The following is a 25,277-nucleotide window of genomic DNA, read 5'->3' as shown; positions in this document are numbered from 1 at the left end:
ACAAAAGTAAATAACGGCAATTCGGCCCTAGTGGGGTTGCTAGGTAGGGAAAGAACTCTGAGCAATTATGCATGACAGCCACGACCTCCTCCTGCTGGCATTCGGTGGTTTCTTCGGAGCTGTGGTTGGAAGCTTTCTCAATGTCTGCATTTATCGATTGCCGAGGCACGAATCAGTGGCCTGGCCTGGATCGCATTGTCCAACCTGTTCTCATGCGATTGCCTGGTACGACAATATCCCAATCCTGAGCTATGTGGCATTGGGCGGCCGATGCCGACAGTGCGGAGTGCGTATCCCGTTACGATACCCGGCGGTGGAAATACTGAACGCGTTCGGGTATGTGAGTCTTCTAGGGTTTTTTGGATTGACCTGGAGCACAGCGGTCTACTTGGGGCTCTATTCCGCGCTCCTCGTGGTTGCAGGAACTGATCTCTCCCATAAAATCATCCCGAATGCGATTACATTCCCAGGCATTGTGCTTGGCTTGATTAGCGCCGGTACGATCCTGCCGCTTGGACTTGTCAACGGAATCATTGGGTTGCTCGTCGGCGGAGGGATTCTCTGGCTGCTTGCTTGGGCAAGCCCATACCTCTTTGGTAAGGAGGGAATGGGTGGAGGAGACATCAAGCTGCTTGCCATGATCGGGGCATTCCTGGGATGGAAACCGGCGGTCATGACGATTATGTTAGGGTCATTTCTGGGATCGGTCGTCGGAGTGACCCTTATCGCGTCAAAGGCGATTAAGCGCGAAGACTATATCCCTTTTGGGCCGTTTCTCGTCTGCGGTGCACTGATCTCCCTCTTCTTTGGGCAGTCACTCCTTGACTGGTACGAAAGCCTATTGACGGGATAATGGCTCTGCTGGCTAACTCCAAGCGATTCAACTGTATCTTTTCTGTCGGGAACTGTATCTCTTTGGTTTGGTGGTTCGCATTCTCTGGATGATTCCCCCGCAGCTGTGGTTCTCTACGCCCTTATCCTCCTGAAGCGCAAGTTTCTCTCGTTGTTCCAGTAGCTTGCACTAGTCCAATTCATACTGCCATCGTCAAGAACACTGCCCACATCGAGCTGACTTTAAAGCGGCATGAGTCTTGAGATACCGCTCCGTCAGTTGATGGGACAGAAAACTGGAGAGAAAGACATGACGCAAGAGGGGAAGACGGTAACTGAACTCCTCATCGTTATCGGTATCGTCGCTATCGTGGCGAGTATGGCGCTGCCCAACTTTATGAGTCTCAATTCCCGCACCCAGGTTCGCTGTGCTGCTGAGGAGATCGCTTCGGAACTCCGTCTTGCCAAACAACTAGCCCTGACTCACCACGATCGCGTGCGGGTTCTCATCGACCTGGACCAGCGCGAACTTGTCACCCAGTTTGTCCAGACTGGGCTCACGCATCACGTCTATCGTTATAGCGACAAGCAAGTTGTGATCGAAGAGCCGAGTGGGGGGGCGGAGATCCTGTTTCACCCAAGCGGACGGTCTGCCACGGCGACAACGATTTACCTCCATGGCCAAGCGGGTCCGAATCAGAAACTGACCGTGAGTATCACAGGTCGGGTATCCATTTTATGAAACAGGCATTGAACAGTCAGGGCTTCAGTCTGGTCGAGGTCATGGTGGCAATGGTGATTTCTGGCATCGCCTTGATGGGGACGCTGGGTGCGGTGGAGATCTCTTCCAGGTACGCTCAGCAGACGGTGATGAATAGTCGGGCGTTAGAGCTGGCGCAGGGGAGGCTGGAAGTGAAGCGTTCTATTCGATGGCAGTTGCTCCTGGAAGACGACCTTGATCGAGATGGCATTCCCGAGACCCTTATGACTGATGACGGCACAGGCTTCGATGTTGCACCGGGCGACGGCATATATACCGCCATGTACGAGCGAGATGGAATAACCGTAGTCTGGACGATCGAGACAGATCAACCCGGCCCCCTGAGTGCAATCGGTATGGTCAGGATTCATGCGGCGGCGTCTTATCTGGGGCGGAACAAGGAGAAGCGGGAGATTCACATGGCGACGATGCGGGCGAACCCAAGTTATGTGGGGCAACGATGAATCTCAGTAAGTCCATTTCCAACTCGACTCAGCAGCCATCCATTTGCGAGTCGATAGTCTGCCAGTCTGGGTTCACATTGATCGAGTTGATGCTCAGTCTGGGCATCGGCGTAGCAGTACTGGCCGCCACCTTGGATATCTTCACTGTGGCTAAAACCCATGCGAACAAGCAGTTTGCAGCAGTCAAGCAACAGCAAGATATGAGACTTGGTCTGGAAGTCTTCGAGCAGGAAGTTCGACTCGCCACTGCTGACTCGATCCAAACTGCGGATCCGGATCAGCTTCTCTTCCATGCGAATCTCGGGGCACTTCGGACCAATACGACCGGTGCGCTTCTCCCAGGGCAGTTCGTTATTGCCGTGCAGGATGGTAGCGGATGGGGAACGGGGAAGACCATTATGATCTGCAGTTCTACGAACTGTGAGTCACATCGGCTTGCACGGGCAGGGCAACGAAGTCAGCTGACATTGCTCGAGCCGATCGAGGCCACCTTTCCTGCGGGAACGGCGGTGGAAGTTCGCAATCGGGTTGTGTACTACGCAAAGCGGGACGAGAACGGAACCACGCAACTCATGCGCATGGTCGATGGAGGAGCGAGCGTGATGATCGGGCGTCTTCTAGATTTTCGGCTGTCATATTGGGACGACAGGGGAACAAGAACAAGCGCAATCCCCCACGTGAAACGGGTCGTCATAGAAATCCATTCCGAACAACCCCGGGGCGTGATGCTGCGGGATGTCACTATTCAATCATAAGCGAGGAAGAGGACCATGTCTCATCGAATTCTCACAGGAAACCAACAAGGGATTGCGCTCCTCGGAGCGATGGTCATCGTTCTACTGGTATCACTCTTAGCGTCAGCCCTGTTCAGTCTATCCGGGCAGGAGGTCGTCAGTGCTCGCGCGGGAAATCAGGGGGCCGTCACTCAACAGCTTGCCGATGCGGCAGCCGAACTGACAGTGGCGTGGTTTCATGATCCACAGTCGACCGGCAGTCATCCGCGGCTCAGGCTTTTCCGAGAGAAGCGACAGCGTGATGGAGAAGGAGGGCCGTCTTTTTTTGGCCCCGATGGCCGTTCACAGTTTACAGGGACCAGAGAACAGCCAGATATCGCGTTCCTTGCGGTGAATCCTACAGACGAACGGGTCTTGAACGATCCGGAAGTGGGCGTCTTTCGCGCGATGCGCCATTTAGGGCATGTCGAAGAGGTCAAGGTCTATGCACCATCAAATCCTGGCCTGTTGTGCACGGTAGATGCCACGATTGCTACAGAGACAACTCCCTCGGTCAGGCACTCCGTCTTGCTCCAGCTAGGCGCCTTGAATCTTCGCCCGTTGAAGGCTGCGGTGCAAGTGGCACGACATCTAGGGGAATTTCGACAGGGCAATGAATCACCGGTCAGAGTTCATTGGGGTGATTTGCGAGTGGGGGAAACTTTCGTGGTCAGTCATGAGAGCGATATTCCAACCAAAAGCGGGATGGCACCGGTAACAGGACAGAGCTATGACGAGACGGCGCAACGGGAGGATCGCTGGATGGAAGCGTGGGTTGGGGGACAGGTGTTGGTTACTCAACCGGCTCCAGACCAGGCGCCGGGCCTGCCATCGAATATTCACGACGGACAATCGCCGATTCCGGGCCTGCGGCTGGATCAATGGACCTACGAAGAACTGAAGCAGATGGCTAAGCGTATCGGGCGCTACTTCGCGATTGACCGCGAAGGGCTGCTCTATCCTCAAGGTCTGGTAGAGCCGGGTCGAGGACTTTCGCCTGATGAGGTGTTGAAGTCTCAGATGCCGGGTGACCAACAAGGGTTGGTCTTCATCGATACGCTGGACCAGCTGCCACCACGTCTGGATAACCTTGGCGTACTCCGTTTGCAGGCCTCCTATCTCGAAGCCACGATTGTGATGCAGGGCCATATCCATCTCAATCCCCATGGACCTGGAGCTCTGATCAAGGCTCTCAGCCCGCCATGGACCAATTTCGATGGGGCCGTGACTCGGACGCCGGTTCAGCTCCCAGGGATTCAGTTCAACGGTGTGCTGTATGCGGCTGGCAATATCACGGTGACAGGAAAAGCAAAGGTGTATGGTGCAGTGGTCAGTAGCGGGACGATTACGGGAACAGATTCACGAGGTAGCCTCGAAGTCTGGTATGACCATGATATCGGAGAGGGGTGGTTTCGGGGCCTGCCGGTTGTCTATCGCGCTCCAGGGACGTGGCTCGCCAAATATTGATTGGCGAAGGGGTCCTCACTTTATAGACGAATCAAAAACGTATTCTAGTTGTCGGGACACAAGGAAGAGCTACAATGATTGCACAAGCCGCTGGAACACAGAATAAACGAGAAGTCCTTTCCGTCGCAACGCTGAAGAGACCCCCGATGAACAAGGTGCCCCGAAAAAAGACTATGGAACGGAGTCTCCTGGATTGTATCGCGTACAGGGGCCTTATAAGTCCGACTGAATTGGACGCGGCAGTGGAGGAATCCCTCTCACGAGAGGTTGATCTAGAGACTGTCCTCATCGACAAATATCGTGTCCCTAAACCAGCCCTCGGGTCAGCATTAAGTGAGTTCTATCAATGTCCCTATATTCCGTACGACGAACGAACAATTATTGATCCGGAACTCTTAAAAAACCTCAGCTTCGATTACCTCAGAAGGAGTTCTTGGATTCCCATGAAGCGTCAGGGCACAGTGCTCGACGTCGTCACCAATGATCCTCATGATCTCGAAAAGGGCTTGGATATTCGCCGTGCGTTTCCAGGGACAACCATTCGATTTGCAGTCGGGCTTCGGCGGGACATCGAACAATATCTGCTTGTTGCAACAGGCCAAGCAACTGGTGGCTCAATCACGGATATTCTTGGGGAGCTGGTGGATGAGGCCGGCAGCGAACGGAACGCTGAAGCAGAGCGAAGAGAGATCGATGAAAACGACTCGGCCATCGTACGGCTGGCAAACCAGGTTATTGCTGAGGCATATCGGCTGGCGGCCTCGGACGTCCACATCGAGCCCTATTCCGACCGTAAGGAAACCGCGGTTCGATTCCGAGTCGATGGGACCTGCTTTACCTATATGAGGATTCCGGCTGCCTATCGTCGAGCCATCGTCTCACGGTTGAAGATTATGGCCAATTTGGACATTTCCGAGCGGCGGAAACCTCAAGATGGAAAGATCCGATACAAGTTAGCGAAGGACCGTGAAATTGAGTTGCGGGTGGCAACGCTGCCGACGGCAGGAAACAATGAAGATGTCGTGCTCCGTCTCTTGACCGCCAAGGAAACCATGCCGTTAGAAGCGATGGATTTTCCTGCTGATGTGTTACAGACCGTGAAGGAGCTGGCTGAACATCCACATGGCATTTTTCTGTGCGTGGGGCCGACTGGATCAGGAAAGACGACGACGCTTCACGCGGTATTGAAACACATCAATACCGATGAACGGAAAATTTGGACGGCTGAAGATCCCATTGAAGTGACACAAGAAGGGTTGCGGCAAGTACAAGTGCACCCAAAGATCGGATTTACCTTTGCCTCGGCGATGCGTGCATTCCTTCGGGCTGATCCAGATGTCATCATGATCGGAGAGATGCGCGACAAGGAAACCGCGGACATTGCGATCGAAGCGTCACTCACAGGTCATCTCGTGATGAGTACATTGCATACCAATAGTGCCGTAGAAACTGTGACACGATTGCTTGATATGGGGTGTGACTCGTTTAACTTTGCTGATGCGATGTTGGGCATTCTCGCCATGCGGCTCTGTAAACGGATCTGTTCCTACTGCAAAGAAGAGTACCATCCGACACAACAGGAATTTGACGAGCTTGTGCAGGGATACGGGGTGAGAAATTGGGAAAAGCTCGGGGCTACCTACACTGAGGATCTCAGGCTTTGTCGAGGGACGGGGTGCGAAGTCTGTAATCAGACTGGATTTAAGGGCCGAGTGGCCTTGCACGAACTCCTGGTCGGCTCAGAAGAGATCAAGAATCTCATTCAAAGCCGGGCGCGCACAGCAGAAATTCTCAGTGTCGCCATACGGGATGGAATGGTCACCCTCTTGCAAGATGGGATTCAGAAAGTACTCAAGGGACTGACGACGTACCGGCAAGTCCGGGCCGTGGCTGTGAAGTAGCTGAATGCATTGAGGCCAGGTCAGGCAGTGTGTTCGAGTACGGCGACAAACGAACCTAACCGGTTCGCCATTTCTGGTGAAATCCGAATAAACTCCAATCCGCATCGGTGCTCCGAAACCCACCGCACGCCAGCGAGTTCAATTTCGATAGGCGTGGTGTTGTCTGGTAAATCAATCTGCAGTGCAAGATAAGACAAGGCCGATGGTGGCTGTACCGTCATAACAGCACAGCCCTGCGCCGAGAGATTCAAAATCGTTCCTTCCGCTTTGTAGGTGTGATTGCCAAATGTACATGGAACTTGGATGGCAAACCGTCGAAGCTTGCGATTGTTTTTAGACATCTAGAGATCTTCCATTGTGGCTGATGATGGACGATCTGCTGTTGCAAAGGTGTTAACCATTCCCTCACGAGCATAGCAGGTCCGATCAGCATCATCCGGCCGCCACTCCCCCAACAGCGTCTGACTAGGAGGTACCAAACTGTACAGCCGCTCAGCCGAAAATTGTTGCTCCAAAGCACGAAAAATGACCAAACCCAGGCAGTCTCAATGGAAAGAGAACGCCATTAATTCCAGAGGTTAAGTACGTGGATAAGGCCATTTGGACCGGCATGTCCCTTGCTTTGTCCTCCAGCCTAAGAGGGTGTCTCTTAAGAGGAATCCCATGATGACCGGTGGTCTGTTGCGCGATGCCAAGGGGTTTACGCTGATAGAGATGGCACTTGTTGGTGCCATCGTGGGCATCACCACCATGATCGCGGTTCCGTCATTTACGCAGTGGAAGGCAAAGTATCAGATGAAACAAGCTGCAACGGAGCTGGCGGGCAATCTGAATCTGGCCCGTGCGGCAGCAATGAGCCGAGGAACCAGCATCACCGTAACGACCGCTGTGACGGGAGGGAGAGCCACAGTGACGTTTGGTGGGGTATTTCCTCCGGTCACCCTCAACGAGGGAGTCGCGAGTATTTCAGCGGCAAACTTTGGATTCAATATGTTCGGGTTGCGGGCCGGTGGTGGTTCAACCGCCACACTGATTACCTTAACTCCCACACAAGGGACGGTCTATTCGGTCGCAGTGACTCCTTCAGGAAAAGTCGACTGGTGTGCGAAGGATACCTGCCCGTAACGTGACAATTTGGGAAACTGATTGTATGAACCATCCGCACACGATCGGAAATGAGGGCGGATTTACCCTGATCGAAGCGGTGATGGCTGGAGCCATTCTAGCCATCACTATGTTGGGGGTTGCCGGTTTTCAGGGATCATCGATGGCGAAGAACGCTCAGTCAAAAGACACAACGGTGGTCACGAATTTTGGGGTGGAAATGTTGGAGCGTATACAGAGCAATCGTCAACGGGTATTGGACTACCATAACATTGATACAACGGCATCAACCCCCTGTCCACAAACCACGGCTGCTCAGCGACAGGCGCTTGCGGATTGTCAGCAGTGGCGCGCTGCTCTGACAGCGTCAAACATAAGCGGTGTGCAAGGGACTGTGACGGCCAACCGAACCGACCCTGACCCGAAATTAGGTCAACCCACCCTGAATCGTAGCAATGTGGTCGTCACCATCACGTGGAACACCTCAGCCGGGGGTGGTACGTCCATGCAGTCCAAGACCATGACATTTCGAGCCGTGGTCGCTCCAGAATGACGGTGCGGGAGATTGGAATCGATGAAAACTGATCAGTCCACCAGATACCATCGATGCCGTGAAGCCGGCATGACGCTGATCGAGTTGATGATCGCCACCGCCGTGGGACTTGGCGTCATTGGTGCAGCCTTGTCCATGCTGGTTATGAGCCAAAAAGCTACGACGGTCAACGAGCAGGTAGTCGAGACACAACAGAATGTCAGAATGGCGATGGAAATGCTGGCTCGTGATATGCGATTGGCGAGCTATAACTATGTGGGGAATGTGCCAGGCGCACCGACTGTCGGGACATGCAGCGTGACCAATGGGACCATTTCCCGTCCGGTTGGTTTTCGTCCCATAGATCAGAATCCTGCTGGCGCTGATACTGGTCCAGATAGTATTTCGATGGTCGTGCCGCTTCTCACCGATGTTGTCACACCCTGGGTCCTCTCAGCCAACGTCGGAGGAACAGGAATTGATCCGGTCCCGTTCAATGCGCTTCCGATTGCCGCGGCGGCTATTACCGACATGGTCAGTCAAGGGTTGGCCGTTGGGTCTGTCGTCTCCATCGGTGGAGGCGTGGCGAAGGCGGTTGGCACAGTCGGCGCAACTTCCCTCACACTCTCCAGTAGTATCGACGGGAAATTTCCAGCCGGGACACCCGTCTATTTACTTCAATGCGTGACCTATGCAGTCGGAACCACGACGGCTGCATGCGGGACCGGGAGCACCGCATGCCTGACCAGAAATAATGTGCCCTTGGTCGATGGAATCGAGGACATGCAATTCTCCTACGGCTGCGATGGCTGCAGTACTGCGGCCCCAAACCCCGCGTCGCCGGATGGGGTAGTCGACGAAATTGATGGGGTCAATACGACGAGCCCACCGTCGATCAGCGATTTTGTGACCAATAGTGCCTGGAATCTACCGCCGATGTCGCCTGAGGCGATCAAACAGGTCCAGATTAGTGTGGTCGGCAGGCAAATGACGCCGGACCAAGGATTTGGAGAACGCTATACGGCGGGACTCAATACGAGCGGACCGGTCATCATCAGTGATCACAACCCGTCAGCCGATGCTGGGTATGATGCGCCGACCTATTCGAAGCTGAGGCGTCGGGTCGTGACCCGAGTGATCCAGCCAAGAAATATGTGAGGGCCTGCACGATGGAGTGGAGAGAGGAAAGAGGAGTGCAACGAGTCAGTCAAGACAAGGAGGATGAGCGAGGGGTCGCGCTACTCACCGTCATGATCATTATGCTCCTGATGGTGGTGTTGGCGATCTCCGCGATTACCGTCACTGGGTTGGAGACGAGGATGTCCGGATTCGTCAGCACCAAGGAAGCGATGGCTGCAGCCGCGGAGGCTTGCGAAGGGACGGCGGTGAACATTATTCAACAAACATTGTATTACTCAGAAATAAAAACCGAGTTTCTCAGCACCGCGACTCCCGCGGGACCCATCCCGGCTGCCAACAGCGCTACCCTCTACAGTGAAATTTCTGGTCAACCACTCCCTCCTCCCGCAGCTGCAAACACGATTGGAGAGAACTTCAATGACAGCGCCGCAACTACGCCGAACTTGATCATTACGAGTATTCCTGGGCTGACAGTGAATGGAGATATTGATCGATTATTCAAGCGCCGGAAAGAAGGTGCCGGGGAACTTAAAGAAATTCTTTATCGCATTACCTGTATTGCTGCTCCCAGCGCAGCCGGGGCGACGACGAGCACGGTCACGTCCGTGTACAGCTGCACCGTCGGCGAAACCTGTATGAAACAAATCGGAGCGTCCTAGGAGGTGGGCTGATGAACAAGGCAAAACTGCTCAGAGGCTACGCGATCGCAGCGTTCGTCTTGGGGATTGCTTCACCCCTCGTCACGCCGTCCGTGATGGGCGAGATGTTACCCGCGATGAAGCTGGCAACCTACAAGATGGGAACGGTCGACGCCGTGTATGCGTCATCGATCAGGATTAGCGGGACGGATTACCGAGTCCAGTCTGACGCGAAGATTATGGATCACAAGGAGAATGAGATCCCTTTGGAGGAAGTATTCTTGCGGTCCGAGGCAAAGTTTCACCTTAATAAAATAGGCGAGATCGATATGATGGTGGTGATGAGACCTCAGTAGAGGGAAGAAGCTTGATCTGAGTCGTGGAGAAGGTTCTCATCAACCTTGCGCCTGCAGAATGACGCAAGGTGAGTGGCCGAGCAGCAGGAGGACGACATGACGAAACAATGGACCGTGAAGACGTTTGCGACCATGACCTTCGTCGTAATCGGAGCCTGGTTCGCACCGAACGTTGTCCACGCGGTCGTGCCAGTACGCGTCAACGCTGACTATACGGCTTCGCCGCCGTTCGTCTCGAATATTGCCACACCAAACATCCTGATCGTAATGGACAATTCGGGAAGTATGGCGAACCGAGCCTGCGAATCGGCAAGCTGCGGAACATTGTCGGACGGGACGACGTCGACCGTCACGACTTTCGTGGCCACCACTCGGTACAACGGCTACGCCGATCCCCTGCGCTGCTATGTCTGGGATGCTACCGACAATCGATTTGAGATCGGCGGTGGGAAAGCGGCCCTCAATACTGCCTGCGCCGGCACGGAATGGGACGGCAACTTCATCAATTGGGCCAGCTTTCGTCGGTTCGATGCCGTCAAGAAGGCTATGACGGGGGGCAATTGCTGGCACCCGAGCGCATCGCCGGTGCGCAATGCGGATGGGACCTGTAAACCGTCCGGCACCCCCTCAATGCCGACTGTCAAGGCGCAGAACCTTGGTACGGGTGACGAGACGACGCCAGCCATTCCCTATGCCAGTGGCACCGGCAATACGACCTATGTCGGCCGGATCCCAACTGCCGCGCATCCGGGGAATCCAGCGAATCTCTACGTGAAATTCGAGGCCGATGGCGACCTGTGTATCAATGACGATAGTAGCGGGAGCTGTCCGGATAGCGACGGTTTTGCTGAAATTGAGCTGAACGAAATTGCTTTCGCGATGTATAGCGAACCCACCGGGGTGATTCAGCAGATTGGAGACAAGGCTCGCTTCGGCCTCGCTGTCTTTAATGGTTCGAGCTCAGACAATGGGATCAAAGTCTTGACAGGTATCGGCTCACGGCAATCCATCGATTTCAGCGGGTCCACGGTCGAAACGTTCAACACGAACACGGCGGCTATGGTCGACGCGGTCGATGAGGCATACCCGACGACCTGGACGCCCCTTGCGGAAAGTCTGTACGATGCGGTTCGATACGTGGCCCAGATCAACTCCGCTTATTATCCCACAGCGTATACATTTCCCATCGCGTTTTCCGGAGGGAGTTCGAATGGCGTCGCATTTCAAGGGACTGGTGCCGGCTCGGTCGGCAGCAGTGAAGTTTCCGCATTGATTCCCGGCGAGACCTGTCCCTCGGGCTACATTACCAGCGCCTGCGGTCGTGATCCCTACTTCTTCGGGGCCAATCACACACCGGCCTGGGCGAGCACCTCCCAGGTCGTCAATTGCTGTAAGACCTTCATTCTCATCTTCACGGATGGGGAGCCGACGCAGGACCAGACCATTCCAACTGGTTTGCGGGACAATGCCTACAACGGTGTCGACTGCACCAGCAGTGATGGTGCTGCACCGCCCCGTCCGCTGGATGGGACGTGCAATACTCATCCATTGACGCCCTTCACTGACTTGTTAGGAGAACATAAGACCGATTACGCCAGCAGCGGCAGTGGATATCTGGATTCGGTCGCCTTGTGGGCACACACCAACGACATGCGTCCCTGCAGCGGAACCGGTGATGGAACGATCGCGATAATTGGGGTAACTGGCCATTGCTTGCCTGGTACGCAGAATGTCACGGTCTATACCTTCTTTGCATTCGGCAACATTAACGGGCGCGGTATTTTGGCACAAACGGCTCGATTGGGTGCATTTGATGATGCGAACGCAAACGGTATTCCGGATGCTGGAGAATGGGATAAGGAAAACAACTATACTGGTGCGACTGGGGCAGATGGTATTCCCGATGCCTATTTTGAATCGTCCGACGTCGATGATATTCAGGATAAAATGCTGGCTACCCTTTCCAGTATTATTAGGAAGAGTTCGTCCGGCGCTGCAGTCTCCGTGTTGGCTACCTCCAGTACCGGAGAGGGGGCGCTCTACCAAGCCTATTTTTATCCAAGCACGCTTGAGGTGGCGACGAACAAAGATGTGACATGGACAGGGTACACCCAGAGTCTCTGGGTCGATACGTTCGGAAACATGCGTGAGGATACGAATGGTGACGGGAAACAGGATTACAAGGTTGATCTCATTATAAAGACACGCCTCGATCCCGCAACCAACATTGTGTATGTCGACAAATATAGAGACACGGATGGGAATGGGATCGCGGACGATGCGAACTCGGATGGCGCCATCACCCAGACAGACTGTTACGAGTGCGGTAAGTTGCTCAGCGACATGAAGCCGATTTGGGAGGCAGGGAAAGAGCTGGCTTTAAAGGATGCGGGTACGAGAACGATTCTGACGTGGGTCGATTTAGACAATGATAAGGTCGTCGATGCTGCGGAGCAGGTCGATTTCACTACGGCCAACTCTGCGACCCTGAGTCCCTATCTTCGGGCCGGAGCCGCTCCGTATACGGCCGATGCCATCATCAATTTTATCCGAGGCTGCGAGCCGTCGACTTGCACTGATCAGGCAAGCTTGCGAGATCGGCGCCTCACGGTCGGCACCAGCACGCTCAAGACATGGAAGCTCGGGGATGTCATTAATGCTCCTCCCACGATCGTAGCCGCCCCAAGGGATCGTTACGACATCATCGAGGGAGATCCGAGCTACACGGACTTCTTTAAAAAATATCGAACGCGCCGGCAAGTGGTCTATGTAGGCGCCAATGACGGGATGCTCCACGCCTTTAACGCAGGATATTACCATCCTGGAGACGATCCAAGCACAACGACAGTAGAAGAACATGGATGGTTCACCAGGACGCCGACCAACAACAGTAGTGGTCCATTACTGGGCGAAGAGCTCTGGGGGTTCATCCCCTACGAGCTATTGCCCCATTTGCAGTGGTTGACGCGGTCGGACTACCAGCATGTGTATTACGTCGATATGCCACCCGTGGTCAAGGATGTCAGGATCTTCGCTAATGATACGGACCATCCAAACGGGTGGGGCACTGTGTTGATCGGTGGGTTCCGGTTAGGTGGGAGCTGCGGTGCCTGTACGCCAGGAGGCGGCGGACCACCCATGGGTGTGACGATCAGTGGAACAGACCGGTATTTCTATAGTGCCTATTTCGTCTTGGACATTACCAATCCGGAAGTCCAACCTAAGCTTCTGTGGTCGTTCTCCGATAGCAGCCTTGGACTTGCGATCAGTGTGCCGACGGTTGTACGAGTCAATCCATTGACCGACTTTCACGCCGACAATACTAATGCCAAGTGGTATCTGCTCGCCGGGTCCGGGCCCACCGGATACGATGGCCGTGCCACGCAAAGCGCCAAAGCGTTTGCGATCGACATGAAGACAGGGCCAGGGAGTGCCAACAGCCTGGTCAGCAGTTTTCCGGTCGGGACATGGAGTTCATTTCTCGGCGATATGACCGCGTTCGATCGAAATTTGGATTACCGGACTGATGTCGTGTATTTCGGGCGTACCATCAACGATGGGAGCCCCCCGTGGAGAGGCAAGGTCTATCGATTGACGATGGGGGCGACGCTTCCCTTCGGTGGAGCGACAGCAGCGGCATCCTGGGGAATCTCACAGGGAGGTAACCAAGTGCCGACCGAGATGCTCGACACAATCGGGGTCTCATCACCGGTTGAGATGGGCCCTGTCATGGCTGCACCGAGTATTACGGTCGACGATGCCGCGCGGGCCTGGGTCTTTGTCGGCAGTGGACGGTACTTCGGGGCTGCAGACAAAACCGATAAGTCGACACAGTATTTTGTCGGGATGAAAGATTCTGTCATCAATGGGAGTTGTGCGCAGACGAGTGACACCGCATGTCAAGTAGACGATCTGGTCGATGTGACGACCGCGACGATCTGTGTCGTGGGATTTGGAAACTGCGGACAAACGGCCGGAACCAACCAGGTGACCGGGGTGACTGGTGCGACCACAATGGAACAACTCATTACCCTGGTTGGGACGAAAGAAGGATGGGTTACCAAACTTCTGCCGGCGACGGGGCCTGGGGTAGGTGAACGGGTATTGAGCGCTGCCACGGTCTTCGGAGGCATCGTGTTTTTCCCCACTTTCACACCGACGGACGATATCTGTGCTTCAACAGGAAGCAGTAGTTTATATGCGCTCTTCTATAAGACGGGTGGCCCCCATACGTCCCCGATCGTTGGTTCTACGAACGGAACAGGGGGGATCGTCAATGTGAATAAGTCTACATCTTTAGGAAATGGACTCGCGTTTGGAGCGGTTCCCCACGTCGGTTCAGGTGCCGATGGAACCAGTCCATACAAATTATTCATCAATACCAGCACCGGTGCGTTGGATGGAAGGGATGTGAACTTGGCGATTGACCCAAGAGCGCATTTCGCCTCATGGATCAATATGTAACCGAGCAGAGTGGAATGTGTGAAGCAGGGAGGGATTTCCCCCTCCCTGCCTTGTTGGATACCTCTCCCATGGTGCTTGTTCTCCTGGTCGCGTTGACCGTCTTCGCCGGTTGTTCACGGCCTGACGATAGGAACTCTACTCCAGTCAGTCAGCGAACTCCTGACCAGGCCTCTTTCTCCGGAATCAGAAACGTCGCGATCGTTCCAAACCCAATGGTTCGAGCCACACCGCTGACTGTTGTGATCGAGAAGGATGGGGCCCAAGAAGAGGCGTCCTCCTACCGATATCAATGGTTCGTCAACAAGATCGCTGTGCAAGGCGCGACCGTGTCCTCACTCGATACCTCCACCCTTCATCGAGGTGATCGTGTTCATGTAGTCGTGACGCGTTCCGATGTGAAGAGAGAGGGTGTGTCATTCGAATCTTCATCGGTGACCGTCCCAAATGCTCCACCCGTCATTCGGAGTGTCGCTCTCGAACAGGAGGTCACGTCGGCAGGCAGCCGACTTCTGGCGAAGGTAGAGGCATTTGATGCCGATCAGGATGACATCCAATTTCAGTTCCGCTGGTTGCGTAACGACAAGGTCGTCTTGGAGGGAGCGGAATCTACAGTCGTCCTATCGGAGCTTGCCCAGAGCGATATCGTGGCAGTGGAAGCGACACCCTATGACCATGACGGCGCCGGGAAATCGCTCCGTGCAGCGCCGCTGGTTGTTGGCAATAATCCTCCGAAAATTCTTTCTGCCCCGATGATGATGTCTAGCGGGGAATTATATGAATATGCCGTTCGCGCAGAAGATCCCGATGGAGATCCGGTGTCGTTTGAATTGGAGGGTGGACCGAGTGGGATGACGATTGATCGTGCTGTTGGACACCTGGTCTGGCGGCCGGGTGCCGGCATCAGCGGCACACATCATGTCAAAATCATCGCAGCGGATGGGAAGGGAGCAAGGGCATGGCAAGAGTTTGATGTATCCGTGCCGACGACGCCACAATCTCGCTAAACGCCACCAGTTAATTCCAGAGCACGCAACATCACTCCATGGGCGCATGATTCATTCTCTTGTTCGTGTGAGGCGTATTTTGATAGAGTGAGCAAAAGAGAGGATACAAAGACTGGGTGTGCGTAAGCTCAAACTACGAGAAGGTACCAACACTGCCGTCCTATTCGGTTATCATGACCGTCATCTCAAGCTGATCGAAGATGAATTGGGCGTGCGGCTCTCCGCACGGGGTGAAGAACTGACACTCGATGGCCTACCTGAGGCTGTCCGCCAAGCAGAGCGCATTCTTCTTGAACTTGCTTCCCTGACACACGAAGGCATCGCCCTCCAAGCGGAAGATGTCACCCACGCCCTCACCGCGTTGCGTCGGACACCTGAGGCATCCGTCCGGGACCTTCTTGATAAGTCGGCGATGATCGTCACCAGAAAACGGTTCGTCGGCCCAAAATCTCCGACTCAAAAAGCCTATATTGAAGCGATCGAGCAGCATGACATCGTCATTGCGATCGGACCGGCCGGAACGGGGAAGACGTATCTCGCTATGGCTATGGCTGTGAGCGCGCTCCTGAATAAGGAAGTCAGCCGGATCATCCTCGCCAGGCCCGCGGTCGAGGCGGGAGAAAAGCTTGGCTTTCTGCCTGGTGATATTTATGAAAAGGTGAACCCCTATCTGCGGCCGCTGTACGACGCTCTCTTCGATATGATGGAAATGGAGCGGGCGAATCGATTGATTGAACGGGGTGATATCGAAATTGCGCCGCTGGCCTTCATGCGCGGGCGAACACTCAACGATTCATTTGTTATCTTGGATGAGGCACAGAACGCAACGGCAGAACAAATGAAGATGTTTCTGACGCGGCTCGGCTTTCATTCGAAAGTGGTTGTTACCGGAGATATCACGCAGGTGGATCTGCCGAATGACCGCGTGTCCGGACTTATCCAGGTGAAGGACATCCTTCATAACATTGAAGGGATTGCTTTTGTCTACTTTGATGAGAAGGATGTCGTACGGCACCGGCTGGTCCAGGAGATTATCAAGGCATACGATCGTCACCTGGCCGTGCACAACGCTGATCCGCGAGAACCGAGCCCATCGTCCCAGCGCCACCATCCTCGCCCACGTACCGCTTCCACGACGGGGTCGTCACCTTCGGCTGACACAGAAAGTTCTAGGTGATGGCCGTCTATTTTCGTGTGAGCCTCACCCGGCATCACGTACGGCAGGTACAGTTGGTCGAATTGGCTCAACGGGTGCTGTCGGCCGTCGGAGAGGCGAAGTCAGATCTCAGTCTCGAACTTATCGGTGATTGGCGCATGCAACGACTCAATCGAGACTATCGAAAACGGGATCGTACGACGGATGTGTTGGCATTCCCCATACGCGAAGCCAATATGCCCAAGAAGTTATCCTGTCGCACAAGCTTGCTCGGTGATGTTGTCATCTCGTTGCCGACAGCCATTCGTCAAGCTAGAGCGGTGGGCCGATCGATCGATGAGGAGTTGGCGATACTCTTGGTGCATGGGGTGCTTCATCTGTGCGGCTACGATCATGAACGAAGCGGGCGTGAAGCGGCACGGATGTCACGTCGGGAGCAGGTCGTTCTGCGTCGCATCGCTCCGATCCCTCACGTTGTGACCTTCCGCACGCGACAACGGATAAAGGGCGGCTGACCATGGGTTGGTTCCAGCGACTAAGCGACGGTCTTGGCAAGACGCGGGATGTGGTCCAGCAATCACTGGACCGTTTCCTTGGGCGCACTCCCGACCAAGAATTATTGGAGGATCTGGAGTCGTCACTCCTGGCGGCCGATCTCGGAGCTCGAGTCGTTGACCGCCTCATGCGAAAGATCAACGAGGAGACGCGTGGAGCTGAGGCGAAAACGACGGAGGGGCTCCAGGGGGTCTTGAGTCGAACGCTCTATGGGATCTTGAAACCCGTTGCGGAGGTCACACTCGATCGTCTCATCACCGAGGGCTCCGTGCCATTCGTTTTCCTGGTCGTCGGTGTGAATGGGGTCGGCAAGACCACCACGATCGCCAAAATGGCACAACGGATGGTGCAGTCAGGTCGGAGGCCGTTGTTGGTCGCGGGAGACACCTTTCGTGCGGCCGCGATCGAACAGCTGCAGGTGTGGGGGAATCGGATCGGCGTGGAGGTTGTGCGTCAGCGACATGGTGCTGATCCTGCCGCCGTGGCGTTTGATGGCATTGTCGCAGCAAAGGCGCGTAAGGTCGATGTGGTACTGATCGACACCGCTGGACGACTGCACACAAAGTCGAACTTGATGGATGAATTGCGGAAGGTGAAACGAGTGATTGGTCAGGAATTGGCCGGTGCACCCCATGAAGTGCTGCTGGTGCTGGATGCGACACTCGGACAAAACGCGCTGGCGCAGGCACGTCAGTTTCACGAGGCGGTGGGAGTCAGTGGACTTGTCCTGACGAAGCTGGATGGAACGGCTCGAGGTGGGATCGTTGTGGCGATCGCCGAAGAGCTGAAGATTCCCATCCGCTTGATCGGTGTCGGAGAGGGGGTCGAGGACCTACAAGATTTCAATGCCGAGGCTTTTGTCGCGGCATTGTTCGGGCAGACGGAGAACCGCTCGTAAGCACGCATTATCTTCTCTCATTTGCACTTCTCGTGCTACGCTGGTCCATGGCAAGTAGCCTTTCCTAAGGACGAGGGCAAACAATGACCAAGCTCCTAATCGTCGATGACGATCGAATGAATTGCGATCTCCTGCAGGATTTGTTTAGCCGGCAGGGATATGACGTCATTCTTGCGACGAGTGGGGAAGAGGGGCTCGATCTGTTCCGAACGTCCAACCCAAAAGTGACGCTACTGGATCTTCGTATGCCGGGGATGGATGGGTTGACCCTGTTGAAGGAGATCCGCGCTATCGACCCTCACGCGGCGGTGATCATTTTAGGCGGGGGCGCAACTGACGTGCATGAAAATCAAGCGCGCGCTCTGCGGGCCACCGACTTTATACGAAAAGGCTTGTCGCTGGACATTCTTGTTGAAGCAGTCAATCGGAACTCCAAGCTTCCGAGTCCCTCGATAGCCACACAATCTCCGTGTCTAGACGGAGAGATGGGGCAGCAGAGCAGGGAAACGGTCCTGGTGGTCGATGATGAACCCCTCGTCTGTGATCTGCTCGTCAAGTTTTTGAATCTTCGTGGATATTATGCGCTCGGTGTGAGAAACGGACAGGACGCTCTTCGGCTGGTCGATGAGATACGCCCGGATGCAATTTTGGTTGATATGATCATGCCGGGGATGGCGGGGATCGATGTGCTCCGAACCCTACGGGAAAAAGAATATCCTGGTGGCATCATCATCATGACCGGAAGTCACAACGAGGAGCTGTTGGGAGAAGCTTGGGGGCTGGGTCCCCATGAATTGCTGGTCAAACCGGTTGACCTCGATCGTCTTTTGATGGTGATCCAGCTTGTACTCGTCTGCCGCGAGTGTTAAAACGCTTCCTGATGTACATCAGGACACAGGCGTTGCTCCTCTATCTCATCACACTGCTCTTGGTCGGTGCCGTTGAAGCCCGGGCTGCGGTCTCCCCGGCTGATCACGAGAGTCCGCTCCTTCATCATCACCTCTCCGTTGAGTTGATACCACACACACATGAAATCACGGTCACCGACCGGATCGAATTGGAAATTGAGCCAAACCGTCCCTCCCTTACCTTCACTCTTGCCCCGACATTGCAAATCGAATCAATTAGGATGGGAACACCATCGGCCTTGGATACCGAAGGAATGGCCGTATCATTCGCCAGGATGCGCTCCGGCGAAGCCTCACGTGAGCAAGTGACCGTGACTCTCCCACGAGACTATAGTCGGAAGATGACCCTGACCTGGACGTATCGTGGGCCTCTCAATGATCCACCGAGGGAACCTCGTCACTTGCGATTCGTCACGCCGAGTGAAACGGCAGGTCACATCGGAGAGGAAGGGGTGTATTTGAGCGGAGAAACGCAATGGTACCCGGATCTTCCCGGGTCATTCGGAACCTATCGCATGACGGCTCAGGTACCGCAAGGGTGGACGGTCGTTGCATCTGGGCGGAAGGAAAGCCAGGTGGCGAATGGAGGGAAGGTTTCCTCGACCTGGTTTGCCTTGGACCGATCGGAAGCCTTCACGCTGGTGGCGAACCACTTTGTGACCAAGTCACGAGTGTGGCACAGTGGAACCGGGCAACGGATCGACCTTCAAACGTACTTCCTCGCCGACAATGCTGCGTTGGCCGATGAGTATCTCGACGCCACCGCACGGTACCTTGAGGCTTACGTCAGGATCTTGGGAGACTATCCGTTTGAGGCATTTGCCGTGGTTGAAAACTTTTTCGCCAGTGGGCTTGGGATGCCCTCCTTCACCCTTCTTGGCAGCGGCAGCATCAAGCGGCACTATGTGCAACCCTATGCTTTAGGCCACGAAATCGTCCACTCTTGGATCGGCAATTCCGTATTTAATCGCGATGACGCGGGGAATTGGGTCGAGGGGTTGACCACCTATCTGGCGAATTATTATTGGCATGAAGTAGTTCACGATGATCGCCAAGCCTTGGAGCAGCGTCGCATGATGCTGCAGAGCTACAATCTCTATGTCCAGCCGGAGGAGGACTACGCAGTCTCGCAGTTTCTCAGAAAACACGACGAGAAGGATAATGCCATCGGGTACCAAAAATCGGCGTTTGTCTTTCATCTGCTGCGGCAAGAAATCGGAGAGGAGCCGTTTTGGCGTGGACTTAAGACGTTCGTCAGGGAATATCGTAATCATCCGGCGGATTGGGTGGCGATCGAAAAGGTGTTTTCTCGAGAAAGTGATCGGAACCTGCGATGGTTCTTTGAGCAATGGGTCCATCAATCCGGCGCTCCGGTCATATCCTTGGGAGATGTCCGAGCCCGTCGGTTGACGGGAGAGAGCGGCAAAGAAGCCTGGCAGTTATCGGTCCAGATTCAGCAGAGTGAGGGGCCCTTTCGAATGGCGGTCCCCATCCGCATCATCATGAAGGAGTCGACCGAGAGTCGGTCAATCAAGATCAGTCTCTCACCATCGAGTGTCGCTGAATTTGTGCTTCCCGATCAACCACTGCGGGTGGAGCTTGATCCAGACCTGATGACGTTTCGTCGATTGACGAGGCGGCAGTTGCCGCCGATGCTCAACGGCTATGTCACGGATCCTCATAAAACTGTTCTGCGAGCATTCTCGGATGTGGCCTCTCCGTTGCAACAGATCATCTCCCGCATTGCCGATCAGGAGCTGCCCGAATCCAAACGGTCGATGAGCATCGTATCGGAGGAGTCTGCGCTCCCGCAAAAGGGGTCGGTCCTGGCTCTGACTGGCGAAGGTCAGCCTCAGGCTGTTTCCAAGCTCGTGCGAGATTCTTGCGGAGACTCTGTTGATCTGCGGGCGACGGGTTTCCAGATCGACGGCCAAGCCTACGAAGGGCCGAAGATGGCCGTCCTCTTCTCCTGTCATCGCACACAGGTGCCGGGTAGTGTCATCACGGTGCTGTATGGCGTCACCTCAGGCGCAGTCGAGAAACTATCACGCTATCTGTTCTATTATGGGTGGCACAGTTACGTGCTTTTCCAGGATGGGGTCGTCACAAAACGTGGCATGTGGCAAGGAACACCGGACGTGAAGGAGGTACGGGTTGATGCGACGTCGTAGTATCGAAGGACTATGGGTATGGGGGATGTGTGTTGTGATGGGGTTACCGCCGGTCGCATTGGCCGGTGATCAGTCTCAGGACCCTATGCCACAGACCCGCTCCACGGAACGTCATCTGGCGAACATCCGACAGCTGACAGTCGGACGGCAAAACGCAGAAGCCTATTTCTCATTCGACGGGACGAAGCTGATCTTCCAATCGACCAACAATTGGTCGAACGACTCGCGGGGAGCCACGCATAAACCCGCTGACAACGGTTTGGGATGTTATCAGATGTATGTGCTGGACTTGGACAGTGACACGGTTCGTCTCGTCAGCACCGGGAAGGGGGCTACAACGTGTGGGTACTTTTTCCCGGGTGATCGGCGAGTGCTGTATTCTTCTACGCACGGTGTCGGGAGTGACTGTCCGCCGAAGCCAAAACGGGACGGTGCCTATCGTTGGGCGCTTGATGACTACGATATCTACTCCGTTCGGCTCGATGGACAGCAGATGCAACGGTTGACCTCTTCGGGGGGCTATGATGCGGAGGCAACCATCTCCCCTAATGGGAAAATGATTGTGTGGACGTCGGTCAAGGATGGAGATCTCGATCTCTATACGATGAATATCGACGGGACCAATGTCCGGCGGTTGACGGATGACGTGGGATATGACGGGGGTGCATTCTTTTCTCCGGACAGTACCAGGATCGTCTATCGCGCGGCCCATCCAAGCGATCCAGCCGAAGTGGCTAAGTACCAAGAGCTGTTGGCCCAGCGGCTGGTTGAACCGGGGCAACTTGAAATATTTGTCATCAATACGGATGGATCGCACAAGCAGCAAGTCACCTCGAACGGGGCGTCGAACTTTTCTCCCTATTTTCATCCCGATGGGAAACGCATTATTTTTTCTTCCAACCTCGAAACGAGAGGGGAAGGCGGTCGACCCAGTTTCCATCTGTACCTCGTGCGTGATGACGGAACGGGGGTCGAACGGCTCACCACCGAAGGGCATTTCAATAGCTTCCCCATGTTTTCACCGGACGGCAAACGCCTCGTTTGGGTTTCCGATCGAAATGCGACGGCACCTGGTGAATTCAACGTGTTCCTTGCTGATTGGGTTCCGTAAGCCGCGGTGATCCTCCACGAGCGAGTCGTAGGGAGTCTCAGCATTTCAGAGCGGTCAGTTCAAGTTGCAGCTCGATGAGTGTTCCATCGCAACCATCCCATCCTACGGCTGCAGCGCTTGCCCAAGTTGGTTGTTCCTGCATGGCCTTAGGCGTCAGTCTGTTCGGCTTGGCCCGCTTGGATCTGCCGATCACCAAGTACGTGCGTTCGGTGACGACCCATATCCCTGGGGATCAACTGACCGTTCCCTGGATGGCGTTCACCAGCAACTGGGGAGACTGGATCGGCCAAGGGTGGCGTCTGGCGTTCTTGAGTTTCTTCCTACTCGCCATCGCTTGGGCGTTCAAAAAACCAAGTGTCAAGAGCGTGGCAATTCAGACCCTGATCGCCCACGGGATTGCAGCCTTACTGGCCAATGTGCTGAAGCACCTCATCGGCAGGCCTCGCCCGAAATTTGTGCACTCGGGAGACTGGCAGATGAGCTTCTCGTTCGTCTCCGGACTCGACTCCTTTCCGTCCGGCCATAGTACAGCGAGTTTTGCCGTCGCAACGGTGATAGCCAAACGGTTCCCCGTGGCTGCACCGGTTTGTCTAGGGATCGCTCTATTTGTGGGGATTAGCCGTGTGTTGCGCGGATCGCATTTCCCGACCGATGTGATGGGAGGGGCCGTCATCGGGATTCTCAGCGGTTGTGTCGCGGCGGCCCCGTTGGGGCAATGGCGCACCTCGTTGCAGGAGGGGTTGCACTATGCCGCAATCGCCGCTTCAAGCGTGCTCGGTGTGTTGTGGACTTTGTCTCACCGGATGGAAGACGGAATGGCTGGGCTCGTACTTGTGGCGGTAGGAACTATCTCCATTGTCGGGGGGCTGTGGGGTAGGAAAGATCATTGGGTCAGGGGTGCCTGCTCTCGTCATCATACATGGCAGGCGACTGCGTCCATGCTTCTTATGGCTCTCGGGATTGCTGCCATGACGACATCGCCGCTCGTGGCCGGTTCCGTAGGCTGTGTCTGTGTGGCGACCTGGTTTCGGCATCGCACGCGCGCTCACGAACCAAAGGCGCAAGCTACCCACTGGGTTGTTCTTAGAGAAGGCGCCGTTCTCGGGAGTCTTTGTCTTGCCCTATTGACGCTCGCGACTGCGCGAGGAATCCTGCCGTTTCAGTAATCCTCTCATCGAGTGCTATTCGTCTGGGCGATGCATCAGGAGCAATGGCGAGCGAATCGTGGAAGTGTAAATCCGATGAGAGGCTAATGGCTCAATGGCTTGGATGATTGAGGGGGAGCGGCATCGACCCCCTGAGGCGTCTCGACGACAGGCTGATTGCTGAGCAAGAGAAAGCCATACCGTTTGAGGATGGGCTGAAACCCCGCTGCTTCTTTGGGCAAGGTATCTTGCAGGTATTCGGGCAACAGAATCATGATGCGCCCGTTCTTGCCGAGAGCCGTACGCAAGCGATCGAGCTCATTGGATGGGATGAAGCTCACGGTTCGTCGAGCGTAGAATGCAAAGGAGGGACGGGTTGAGCCAAAGGCGATGAGTTGGTCCTTTGGGTCGAGATTCAATCCGGCTGCATACGCGAGTTCTTGCGGAGGCGCGATGGCATAGCGGTTGAGTCCGGGAACGATGGTCAGGATGGCAACGAGGAAGACACTCGCCAGTGCACCTCCGGCTACGCCGAATGCGAGTCCACGCTTGTCGTCATTCAGTCCGAAATATCCGACCAATCCCATGGCCAGCACGACGATCGTTGCACCGGCATATGGCCCAGGACCCAGATCGAACTGGGTGGCCAGAGGGAACTCCTTCACCATTTTCTCTGAGAATTTGGCGAAGAGGGCAGGAGCGCATGCAAATCCGATCGCGAGGAGGTACCCGACACCCATCAAAAAGTGGATGGAACCTCGCAATCCTTTGGTTGACGGATCCTGTAACCCCTGAGTCCAATAGGAGGCCGCGAGGATCGCGCAGGCGGGAAACAGCGGGCCAATATAATGAGGCAATCGAGTAGAGGAGAGGCTAAAGAAGATAAACACGCCAACAATCCAGAGCCCCATGAACCAGTCCAGTTCGTCGTGAGACGCTTCCGACGCCCCTGACTCAGATGATGCGTGCATCTGTTGGGTATGGAATGCATGCCAACTGACATAGGCCCGATAGAGTCCGGCAGGCAGGAAGCTGCTCCAGGGATAGAACCCGAGCAGCAACACAGGAATATAGAACCACCAACCCACCCCATGCCCCTCCATCGGAGCGAGAAAGCGGCCCACTGTATGAACCTGTGCTTGCGAAGAGTAGGCGTCGCCATGGATCAGGAACATGGCTGCGTACCAAGGACCGGCCAGGATGAAGAAGAGCAAAGTGCCAGCAAGAGGAACGCCCCGTTCCCAAAAGAGCTGCCACCGTCGCGTGGCCGCGAGATAGAGGAGGACCGTGATCAGCGGAACGGCAAATCCTACCGGCCCCTTCGTCAAGGTAGCCAAGGCCATGCCAACATAGAATCCCCATATCCAGTGCCGACCCGAGCCCTGTTCCTGAAGGCCGAGCCAAAAACTATAGAGCGACAGTGTGGTGAAAAAGATCAAGACGCTATCGGTAATGGCCATACGTCCGAGGGCCAGGATCTCGATATTCAGCAATAACATGAGAGCGCCATATAAACCGACCGTTGGTCCTCGCAGCTTGGTGAGGAACAAGTAATGCATTAGGATCAAGGCAACCCCGAATAGAGCGGAGGGAAACCGGGCTGCGAACTCATTTACCCCGAAGACGTGGTACGACAGCGTCATCAGCCAATAGAGGAAGACCGGCTTGGCGACACGGAGTTCCCCATTGAAGGTGGGGGTGACTAAATCACCAGAGGCGAACATTTCACGGCCGGCTTCGGCATTGCGGCCCTCGTCACGATCCGTTAAGCCCATGCCACCAAGGCTGATGAAAAAGAGCAGGCTGGACAGGAGGAACAGCAGCACGAGATGTATGGGAGGAGGTGCGAGTCGATCCATCGTCAGGGTGGTCGTTACCAGTGGGTAAAGAGAGGCATCA

General features: G+C 55.1%; 22 protein-coding genes. 20 read left to right on the top strand and 2 right to left on the bottom strand.

Features of this window, described 5'->3' with window-relative positions; genetic code table 11:
* Positions 1-67: 67 nt before the first annotated feature.
* The 6 genes from ACMTNU_RS08310 to ACMTNU_RS08285 all read left to right on the top strand — a co-directional run bounded on the left by ACMTNU_RS08310 (position 68) and on the right by ACMTNU_RS08285 (position 6,196).
* Complete coding sequence (locus ACMTNU_RS08310) at positions 68-853, top strand: prepilin peptidase (RefSeq protein ID WP_413934771.1); 786 nt, start codon at positions 68-70, stop codon at positions 851-853.
* A 288-nt stretch (positions 854-1,141) separates the two neighbouring features.
* The gene (locus tag ACMTNU_RS08305) at positions 1,142-1,573 is read left to right on the top strand and encodes a GspH/FimT family pseudopilin (RefSeq protein ID WP_413934770.1); all 432 of its coding nucleotides are present in this window, start codon (positions 1,142-1,144) and stop codon (positions 1,571-1,573) included.
* A complete protein-coding gene (locus ACMTNU_RS08300) occupies positions 1,570-2,055 on the top strand; it encodes a type IV pilus modification PilV family protein (RefSeq protein ID WP_413934769.1) in 486 nt (161 codons plus the stop codon). Before ACMTNU_RS08305 ends, ACMTNU_RS08300 begins: the two co-directional genes overlap by 4 nt.
* Complete coding sequence (locus tag ACMTNU_RS08295; protein WP_413934768.1) at positions 2,052-2,810, top strand: PilW family protein; 759 nt, start codon at positions 2,052-2,054, stop codon at positions 2,808-2,810. The genes ACMTNU_RS08300 and ACMTNU_RS08295 overlap by 4 nt, the downstream gene beginning before the upstream one ends.
* A 15-nt stretch (positions 2,811-2,825) precedes the next feature.
* Positions 2,826-4,295, top strand: a complete 1,470-nt coding sequence (locus tag ACMTNU_RS08290) for a hypothetical protein (RefSeq protein WP_413934767.1) — start codon at positions 2,826-2,828, stop codon at positions 4,293-4,295.
* A 146-nt stretch (positions 4,296-4,441) separates the two neighbouring features.
* Entirely contained in the window at positions 4,442-6,196 is a 1,755-nt protein-coding gene (locus tag ACMTNU_RS08285; protein ID WP_413934766.1) for a GspE/PulE family protein, read from the top strand.
* 20 nt (positions 6,197-6,216) lie between these two features.
* Here the strand turns inward: ACMTNU_RS08285 and ACMTNU_RS08280 are convergent, their stop codons facing one another.
* Positions 6,217-6,537 (bottom strand): PilZ domain-containing protein, encoded by a 321-nt coding sequence (locus ACMTNU_RS08280; protein WP_413934765.1) that lies wholly within the window; start codon positions 6,535-6,537, stop codon positions 6,217-6,219.
* A 322-nt stretch (positions 6,538-6,859) separates the two neighbouring features.
* On the opposite strand from ACMTNU_RS08280, the gene ACMTNU_RS08275 reads away from it, so the two are divergent.
* From ACMTNU_RS08275 to ACMTNU_RS08210, 14 genes are all read left to right on the top strand, one after another.
* Positions 6,860-7,321 (top strand): Tfp pilus assembly protein FimT/FimU, encoded by a 462-nt coding sequence (locus ACMTNU_RS08275; protein WP_413934764.1) that lies wholly within the window; start codon positions 6,860-6,862, stop codon positions 7,319-7,321.
* A gap of 25 nt (positions 7,322-7,346) precedes the next feature.
* Positions 7,347-7,853: a type IV pilus modification PilV family protein gene (locus tag ACMTNU_RS08270; protein WP_413934763.1), complete on the top strand. Its 507-nt coding sequence runs from the start codon at positions 7,347-7,349 to the stop codon at positions 7,851-7,853.
* Positions 7,854-7,874: 21 nt separating this feature from the next.
* Positions 7,875-8,990 (top strand): PilW family protein, encoded by a 1,116-nt coding sequence (locus tag ACMTNU_RS08265; protein ID WP_413934762.1) that lies wholly within the window; start codon positions 7,875-7,877, stop codon positions 8,988-8,990.
* A 35-nt stretch (positions 8,991-9,025) separates the two neighbouring features.
* Positions 9,026-9,631 (top strand): hypothetical protein, encoded by a 606-nt coding sequence (locus ACMTNU_RS08260; protein ID WP_413934761.1) that lies wholly within the window; start codon positions 9,026-9,028, stop codon positions 9,629-9,631.
* Positions 9,632-9,642: 11 nt separating this feature from the next.
* Positions 9,643-9,966 (top strand): hypothetical protein, encoded by a 324-nt coding sequence (locus ACMTNU_RS08255; RefSeq protein WP_413934760.1) that lies wholly within the window; start codon positions 9,643-9,645, stop codon positions 9,964-9,966.
* A 96-nt stretch (positions 9,967-10,062) separates the two neighbouring features.
* Positions 10,063-14,430, top strand: a complete 4,368-nt coding sequence (locus ACMTNU_RS08250) for a pilus assembly protein (RefSeq protein WP_413934759.1) — start codon at positions 10,063-10,065, stop codon at positions 14,428-14,430.
* Entirely contained in the window at positions 14,415-15,434 is a 1,020-nt protein-coding gene (locus ACMTNU_RS08245; protein ID WP_413934758.1) for a putative Ig domain-containing protein, read from the top strand. Before ACMTNU_RS08250 ends, ACMTNU_RS08245 begins: the two co-directional genes overlap by 16 nt.
* 118 nt (positions 15,435-15,552) lie before the next feature.
* Positions 15,553-16,611 carry a PhoH family protein gene (locus tag ACMTNU_RS08240; protein WP_413934757.1) on the top strand — a complete coding sequence of 353 codons (1,059 nt, stop codon included), beginning with the start codon at positions 15,553-15,555 and terminating at the stop codon, positions 16,609-16,611.
* Complete coding sequence (gene ybeY / locus ACMTNU_RS08235) at positions 16,611-17,105, top strand: rRNA maturation RNase YbeY (protein WP_413934756.1); 495 nt, start codon at positions 16,611-16,613, stop codon at positions 17,103-17,105. Before ACMTNU_RS08240 ends, ybeY begins: the two co-directional genes overlap by 1 nt.
* 2 nt (positions 17,106-17,107) lie before the next feature.
* The gene (gene ftsY / locus ACMTNU_RS08230; RefSeq protein ID WP_413934755.1) at positions 17,108-18,043 is read left to right on the top strand and encodes a signal recognition particle-docking protein FtsY; all 936 of its coding nucleotides are present in this window, start codon (positions 17,108-17,110) and stop codon (positions 18,041-18,043) included.
* An 83-nt stretch (positions 18,044-18,126) separates the two neighbouring features.
* Complete coding sequence (locus tag ACMTNU_RS08225) at positions 18,127-18,912, top strand: response regulator (protein ID WP_413934754.1); 786 nt, start codon at positions 18,127-18,129, stop codon at positions 18,910-18,912.
* A gap of 11 nt (positions 18,913-18,923) precedes the next feature.
* A complete protein-coding gene (locus tag ACMTNU_RS08220; RefSeq protein WP_413934753.1) occupies positions 18,924-21,122 on the top strand; it encodes a M1 family metallopeptidase in 2,199 nt (732 codons plus the stop codon).
* On the top strand, positions 21,109-22,233 hold the full coding sequence (locus tag ACMTNU_RS08215) for a TolB family protein (RefSeq protein WP_413934752.1): 1,125 nt from the start codon (positions 21,109-21,111) through the stop codon (positions 22,231-22,233). Before ACMTNU_RS08220 ends, ACMTNU_RS08215 begins: the two co-directional genes overlap by 14 nt.
* Positions 22,234-22,307: 74 nt before the next feature.
* Positions 22,308-23,399, top strand: coding sequence for a phosphatase PAP2 family protein (locus ACMTNU_RS08210; RefSeq protein ID WP_413934751.1), 1,092 nt, complete (start codon positions 22,308-22,310; stop codon positions 23,397-23,399).
* A gap of 83 nt (positions 23,400-23,482) precedes the next feature.
* Here the strand turns inward: ACMTNU_RS08210 and ACMTNU_RS08205 are convergent, their stop codons facing one another.
* Positions 23,483-25,237, bottom strand: coding sequence for an ArnT family glycosyltransferase (locus tag ACMTNU_RS08205; RefSeq protein ID WP_413934750.1), 1,755 nt, complete (start codon positions 25,235-25,237; stop codon positions 23,483-23,485).
* Positions 25,238-25,277 lie beyond the last annotated feature (40 nt).

The organism is Nitrospira sp. BLG_1 (assembly GCF_047338595.1).
In the GTDB taxonomy this organism is placed as follows: Bacteria; Nitrospirota; Nitrospiria; order Nitrospirales; family Nitrospiraceae; genus Nitrospira_D.
This window is presented reverse-complemented; position numbering and strand designations above follow the sequence as displayed.